This window comes from Microcoleus sp. Pol12B4, assembly GCF_036701385.1.
Classification (GTDB): Bacteria; Cyanobacteriota; Cyanobacteriia; order Cyanobacteriales; family Microcoleaceae; genus Microcoleus.
In genome coordinates this window covers 49,242-55,603 of the sequence record NZ_JAUBQR010000011.1, presented here as the reverse complement: position 1 = coordinate 55,603, position 6,362 = coordinate 49,242, and the positions used below count along the sequence as shown (strand labels likewise).

The 6,362-nt window shown below is 46.9% G+C and carries 6 protein-coding genes; 4 read left to right on the top strand and 2 right to left on the bottom strand.

The window, feature by feature from the left end; translation table 11 throughout:
- Nucleotides 1-1,371 (top strand): EAL domain-containing response regulator (locus tag QUA38_RS03295; RefSeq protein ID WP_445305024.1); only part of this gene is annotated, 1,371 nt, incomplete at its 5' end.
- Between the two features lie 310 nt (nt 1,372-1,681).
- Nucleotides 1,682-2,347, top strand: coding sequence for a response regulator (locus QUA38_RS03290; RefSeq protein WP_333159155.1), 666 nt, complete (start codon nt 1,682-1,684; stop codon nt 2,345-2,347).
- Nucleotides 2,348-2,572: 225 nt separating this feature from the next.
- Here QUA38_RS03290 and QUA38_RS03285 read toward each other — a convergent pair whose 3' ends face one another.
- Nucleotides 2,573-3,289 carry a pentapeptide repeat-containing protein gene (locus QUA38_RS03285; RefSeq protein ID WP_333159153.1) on the bottom strand — a complete coding sequence of 239 codons (717 nt, stop codon included), beginning with the start codon at nt 3,287-3,289 and terminating at the stop codon, nt 2,573-2,575.
- A 191-nt stretch (nt 3,290-3,480) separates the two neighbouring features.
- Complete coding sequence (locus tag QUA38_RS03280) at nt 3,481-4,680, bottom strand: phosphoglycerate kinase (RefSeq protein ID WP_333065849.1); 1,200 nt, start codon at nt 4,678-4,680, stop codon at nt 3,481-3,483.
- A 183-nt stretch (nt 4,681-4,863) separates the two neighbouring features.
- On the opposite strand from QUA38_RS03280, the gene QUA38_RS03275 reads away from it, so the two are divergent.
- Nucleotides 4,864-5,277 carry a universal stress protein gene (locus tag QUA38_RS03275; protein ID WP_333128466.1) on the top strand — a complete coding sequence of 138 codons (414 nt, stop codon included), beginning with the start codon at nt 4,864-4,866 and terminating at the stop codon, nt 5,275-5,277.
- Between the two features lie 218 nt (nt 5,278-5,495).
- Nucleotides 5,496-6,350: a ribosome biogenesis GTPase YlqF gene (gene ylqF / locus QUA38_RS03270; protein ID WP_333159151.1), complete on the top strand. Its 855-nt coding sequence runs from the start codon at nt 5,496-5,498 to the stop codon at nt 6,348-6,350.
- Nucleotides 6,351-6,362: the final 12 nt, after the last annotated feature.

The window sequence follows — 6,362 nt, the reverse complement described above, 5'->3', positions numbered from 1 at the left end:
AGTGCCATCTGTTATCTAAGTATCATGCTCAAAATTTTGGTAATTGAGGACGACGAATTAATCCGGGAAACTCTTCTGCAACTCCTGGAATCTCACAGCTACCGGGTCATTGCGGCCGAGAACGGTCGAGCTGGGGTGCAGATGGCACTTTCGGAGATACCGGATTTAATTTTGTGCGACGTGCAGATGCCGGAACTCGACGGTTATGACGTGTTGCGGACTCTGCGGCAAAACTCGCTAGCTGCAACAATTCCATTTATTTTCCTCACGGCTCAAAGTGACAAAACCGATTTTCGTCGGGGGATGGAATTGGGCGCAGACGATTACTTGACAAAGCCGTTTACCAAAGCTGAATTGCTAGGAGCCATTGCTTCTCGCGTCTTGAAACGGCAAACTATTACTCAACCGCTGACAGTCGCGCTTCACCAAGCAGAAGCCAGACTCAAAGATTTAGTTAACGACTCCACTAAGGTTACGACCCTCTCTCCTGAAAAGTTTGCTCTCGAAGCTTTGTTGCGCCACGCTTTGGCACAAGGTGAGTTTCAGGTATACTATCAGCCACAAGTGAATATTGCTACCGGCCAAGTTATCGGCGCTGAAGCTTTAGTGCGCTGGCAAAATCCCGATCGAGGTATAATTTCTCCCTGCGAATTTATTCCATTAGCAGAAGAAACAGGTTTAATTATTCAGATTGGCGAGTGGGTACTGCTTTCAGCTTGCGCTCAAGCCGCTAGTTGGCTGGCGGCGGGGTTTTCACCCTTTACAATATCAGTAAACTTGTCGGCCCGGCAGTTGTCGGACCCGGAACTAAAAGCGCGAATCGTCCAAATATTGGAAACTACAGGTTTAGAGCCTGCTAATTTAGAATTAGAAATGACCGAAAGCGCTTTGGTGGAAAATGCGACTGTAGCAGGCGCTACTTTAAACGAACTTAAAGCTCTAGGAATTCGGATTGCTATTGACGACTTCGGCACCGGTTACGCTACTTTAGGATATCTCAAGCAATTTGCTTTTGACACTTTAAAAATTGATCGAATTTTCGTCCGTAATGCCAGCGAAGATACTCAAAATGCTGCTATTACTACAGCAGTAATTTTACTTGGTCACAGTTTGAATATGACAGTAATTGCTGAGGGAGTGGAAACAGAAGCAGAACTAGATTTTTTGAAACAACATCAGTGCGATATCATGCAGGGGTATCTGTTCAGCCGCCCCGAACCCGCACCGATAATTGAAAGTATGTTGGTTGCCGATCCGAGTTGGTTCGCGCCGCCCCCAGCAGCAGGACCTGCTCGCGCTGTCCCTTTTGTACCTGTATCCGAACCTGAAAAATCTAAAAACCTTTCAATGTCGGGTCTAGGAATAGTGTAAGTGTCACCCTGATTTCAGTTTTATAGGATTAAATTCTTTCTTTTACCTTCTATTTTCGGCATAAAATTTGACGCTTCCTCATAAAAAGTTGTAGCTTTTGATGATATGCGAATCAAAGAAGGATATTCCCCATATTGCTCTACTGCTTCCGCTTTTATGCGCTAGGCACCCCTAATTGGACTATTTGAGAAAGTGTGGCGTCTTGAAATTGTGAGCCTTTATCCAGTTGCAGGAGGTAAACTCATTTAAGTTCCTACTTTGGGACTGGCAGTTTCAAGAACTGTCCAACTGGAATTGGTGCAAGCCTGTCATGGAAAGAATATTAGTGGTTGACGACGAAGCAGACTGTCAAACAGTCTTAGCAATGTACTTGGAAAGTCAGGGATATCGGGTGGAATGCGCTAATTCAGGGGTGGAGGCGCTCTCAATGTTTGAAAAGGCCCCCCCAGATTTGGTAATTTCAGATGTGATGATGCCGGAAATGGACGGGTTTGAGTTTTGTCGCCGTTTGCGAACTACCCGTTTGGGACAGTTAGTCCCGTTTATATTTTTGTCTGGTCAAGGGGAGATTGAGTCAAAAGTTGAAGGTCATTCGATCGGCGCTGACGATTATCTGGTAAAACCTTTTCAGTCTGAAGAAATCTTAGCTAAGGTAAAGGCGCAGTTAGAGCGCTCTCACCGGATTCACGCCGAGATTGTCCGACTGCTTCAAACTTCTAGCGGTAGGGCGGTGGAACCACAATTTGTGGCAGTATTGCCAGCACCTGCACCTTTGCCTTTAACACCAGCCGAGGAAAGAGTTTTTTGGGAGGTTATCCAGGGTTATACTAACAAACAAATTAGCGATCGGCTGTTTATTAGCCCCCGGACTGTGCAAGCTCATTTAGGCAGCATTTTCAGCAAATTACAGCTAGAAAATCGGGCACAGCTTGTGAGATTTGCCCTAGAAAGAGGATACAAACCCCCTCAAACTTAACTCGGATCTCAACCTAGGGTGCGCCAGCCAGTCAGTCGATTTTAGATTTTAGATTTTAGATTTTAGATTTTAGATTTATTCCACAGATTCATCTGGGAGCTACAACTTTAGTCTAAAATTTTTATCTTTCCACGACTTACGTCGGAGGCTTCTATCGGTTTTTGGGCGGGAGCAAAAATTCCCGTACCTGCAAAAAAATGGAGGCTGACGCACTCAGCAAGCAGATTATTCCACATTCAAAACACAATAAGGAAAAGTAGTGATCACGCAAACCCCTGGTCCCAAATTCGTACCTCGCAAGTTGGCACGTTCCAAATCAGCCTGCCGCACGTTATTCGCCGCATCAATATTTGTCCCGGTCAATTGAGCCCGAGGAAGCCTAGTATTTGACAAAATAGCATTCTGCAAATTAGTATCGCGCACATCCGCGAAAGACATATCCGCTCCGCTTAAATTCGCACGATTCAAATTAACTCTAAACAACAGCGAACGCCTCAAATCTGCATTCGACAAATTAGCTTGCAGCAGATAAGCTTCGCCCAGATTCGCATTAAAAAGTTTAGCACCGCGCAAATCCGCACTCGTCAGATTCGCTCGCCCCAAAAAAGCATTAGACAAATCCGCATTTCGCAGATTAGCCCCATTCAATTCAGCACCGTACATCTCGGCATTAACTAAGTTAGCATTTGCCAAATTAGCATCACTTAAATCCGCTTCTAGCAAATTAGCTTCATAGAGATTTGCTCCGCTTAAATCCGCTCCTCTTAAATTAGCTCTGTACAAGCTAGCCTTGAACAAATCAGCATTTCTCAAGTCACAGCCCTCGCACTCTTTAGTTTCCAGCAATTGCCTAACATGATCTGGATTTTGAGCTGTAACGGGAGCTGGCAGCCCAAACAAAGCTAGACAGGCCGTTACAGTTGCCAAGAGTTTAAGTTTCACAAACAAACCTCACTGCTACTTCAAACAAATTATACTAGCAAACTATAGACTTTAAACCGATATCCTTCTCTCTTTTCTCTTGCTCTGCGTTCTCTGCGCCCTCTGCGGTAAATCTTCACAACAATGATTCGCAGCCAATGATTTAGGCCTGCTTCCAGCAAGGCGGGCCAAGCCCGCCCTACTTAACTTAATTAAGCTTCATCTAAAGCAGCAACACCAGGCAATTCCTTACCTTCGAGCAGTTCTAAACTAGCACCGCCACCAGTGGAAATGTGGCTCATTTGTTCACCCAAATTCAACTGTTCCACAGCCGCCACCGAGTCACCACCACCGATAATTGTGGTAGTACCAGTTTTAGTAAGTCCCGCCAAAGAATGAGCGATACCTTCAGTTCCCACAGCAAACTTCTCCATCTCAAACACGCCCATGGGCCCGTTCCAGATAACAGTTTTGCAATCGGCCAAAGCATCTTGGAAAGTTTTTACTGAATCCGGGCCGATATCCAAACCCATCCAACCGTCGGGGATGCTTTCAACAGAGACAGTTTGAGTGTTAGCATCAGCAGCAAACTTGTCAGCAACTACCACATCAGTAGGTAACAGAAAAGCAACTCCCCGTTCCTTCGCCTTAGCTTCCAAAGACTTAGCCAGTTCCAGCTTGTCCTCTTCCACCAAAGACTTGCCCACGTTCAAGCCGCGAGCTTTGTAGAACGTGAAAACCATGCCACCGCCCAACAGCAGTTTGTCGCACTTTTCGAGCAGTTTTTCAATGACTCCAATCTTGCTGGAAACCTTTGAACCGCCGATTATAGCAGCTAAAGGACGCTGAGGATTGTCGATCGCACTGCCGAGATATTGCAGTTCCTTCTCCATCAAAAACCCAGCCACAGAAGGACTCAGATACTTAGTAACGCCCTCAGTAGAAGCGTGAGCTCGGTGAGCAGTACCAAAAGCATCGTTGACATACAAATCGGCCACAGAAGCTAACTTCTTAGCAAATTCTGGGTCGTTTGCCTCCTCCTCTGGGTAGAAGCGGACATTTTCTAGCAACAGCACATCGCCATCTTGCATCGCCGCGACTGTAGCAGCGACTTCATCACCGATGCAGTCGTCAGTCTTTTTGACCTCTTTGCCCAACAATTCCGACAGGCGCACAGCAACCGGCGTCAAGCGCAACTTCTCCGTCACACCCTTGGGACGGCCGAAGTGGCTGCACAAAATCACCTTAGCGCCCTTGGACGCTAAATCTTGAATTGTCGGCAGAGCCGCCCGGATGCGAGTATCATCGGTGATATTGCCGTTGTCGAGCGGCACGTTAAAGTCCGCCCGCACCAATACCCGTTTGCCCGATAAGTCCGATGCCGATAAATTTGCTACAGTTTTTTTTGTCACAGGATTAACCTCCTAATATGTGTGTTTTTGTCGAATTCCGTTGAAATGGCGGCACTGGTAACTTGCACCCCGGCCTCGGACGCATTCAACCGCGCCCGTACAAAAAACGGAAGATGGAACAAACGGCACTGATTGGCTTAACCTAAACATTTTATCGGAGTCCGTGTCCCGGAGATGTGCAGTATGTTCAAGACAGTCTTATTTCCTGTCGATCAAAGCCGAGAAGCCCGCGAAGCTGCCGAAAAGGTGGTCAATATCGTAAAAACCTACGGTTCTCGCTTAGTTATTCTGTCGGTAGTCGAGCCCCCAGCCGAGGAGGCCGACGCCCCCGCGCGAGAGGTGATGACTTCCCCCGAAGCAGTCGCCAAACTTCTTTCTGAGGCCCAATCGATGTTTTCCCAGCAGGGAATTGAAGCTGAAATCATCGAACGGGAAGGCAAACCTGCTTTCACGATTTGCGATGTGGCTGACGAAATTGGGGCCGATTTGATTGTGATGGGCTGTCGGGGGATGGGTTTAACCGATGATGGGGCGTCTGACAGCGTTACCAATCGGGTGATCAATCTGTCTCCTTGTGCAGTTTTGATTGTGCCTTAGTTATTAGTCATTAGTCATTAGTTATTAGTCATTAGTCACGTGTTATATCATGTCCGACTAAATAAACGTAGATTCTGTAGGGGCGGGTTCACCCGTATCTATTATGTAAATCCAGGGTATGCGTAAACCCGCCCTGAGACAGCGACTAATGGCTGGTGACTAATGACTGCTGACTAATGACTGCTGACTAATGACTAATAACTAATAACTAATAACTAATGAAAATTCACTGGTATCCCGGTCACATTGCCAAAGCTGAACGGGCATTAAAAGAACAGCTAAAGCGGGTAGATGTGGTGCTCGAAGTCCGAGATGCCCGCATTCCATTGGCTACTTATCACCCCCAAATGCCGAATTGGGTGGGCGGCAAGGCGCGAGTCTTGGTTGTCAACCGTATGGACATGATTACGCCTCGATCGCGCGAGGCGTGGGAAACATGGTTTGAGGCCCAGGGGGAAACTGCGTATTTTACTAATGCCGAGCACGGTCAAGGAGTAGACGCTGTGGCGGATGCCGTGCAGAATGCTGGGGTGCAGCTAAATAAAAGAAGGTTCGATCGAGGTATGCTGCCCCGTCCAGTCCGTGCAGTGGTAATGGGATTTCCCAATGTCGGAAAATCTGCTTTAATTAATCGGTTGTTAGGGCGGAGAGTGGTAGATAGTGCTCGCAGAGCTGGAGTAACTAAATCGCTCCGATGGATTCGCATTTCTGACGAAATTGAATTATTAGATGCCCCAGGAGTGATCCCAACCCGAATTAACAATCAAGAAAATGCCATAAAATTAGCTATTTGCGAAGATATTGGCGAAGCAGCTTACGACAATCAGGTAGTAGCAGCCGCGATGGTAGATTTGCTCCAAGGGCTGGAGGCGGCTGATGACACGTTGATATCACTATCTGGTTTTAAATCCAGGTATAAATTAGATGCAGCCTCTAGTAATGGTGAAGATTATCTGCACGAGGTAGCAAAAGACAGGTATAAAGGAGATGTCGAACGAACGGCGCGGCAGATGTTAAACGATTTTAGAACTGGTGTTTTAGGTCAACTTACTTTGGAGTTGCCGCCGGCTTGATCAGACTCGTAA

Bases quoted from the DNA above. Each gene is read 5' to 3' on its own strand.
- QUA38_RS03290 (WP_333159155.1), top strand. From the start codon at position 1,682: ATGGAAAGAATATTAGTGGTTGACGACGAAGCAGACTGTCAAACAGTC.
- QUA38_RS03275 (WP_333128466.1), top strand. From the start codon at position 4,864: ATGTTCAAGACAGTCTTATTTCCTGTCGATCAAAGCCGAGAAGCCCGC.
- ylqF (WP_333159151.1), top strand. From the start codon at position 5,496: ATGAAAATTCACTGGTATCCCGGTCACATTGCCAAAGCTGAACGGGCA.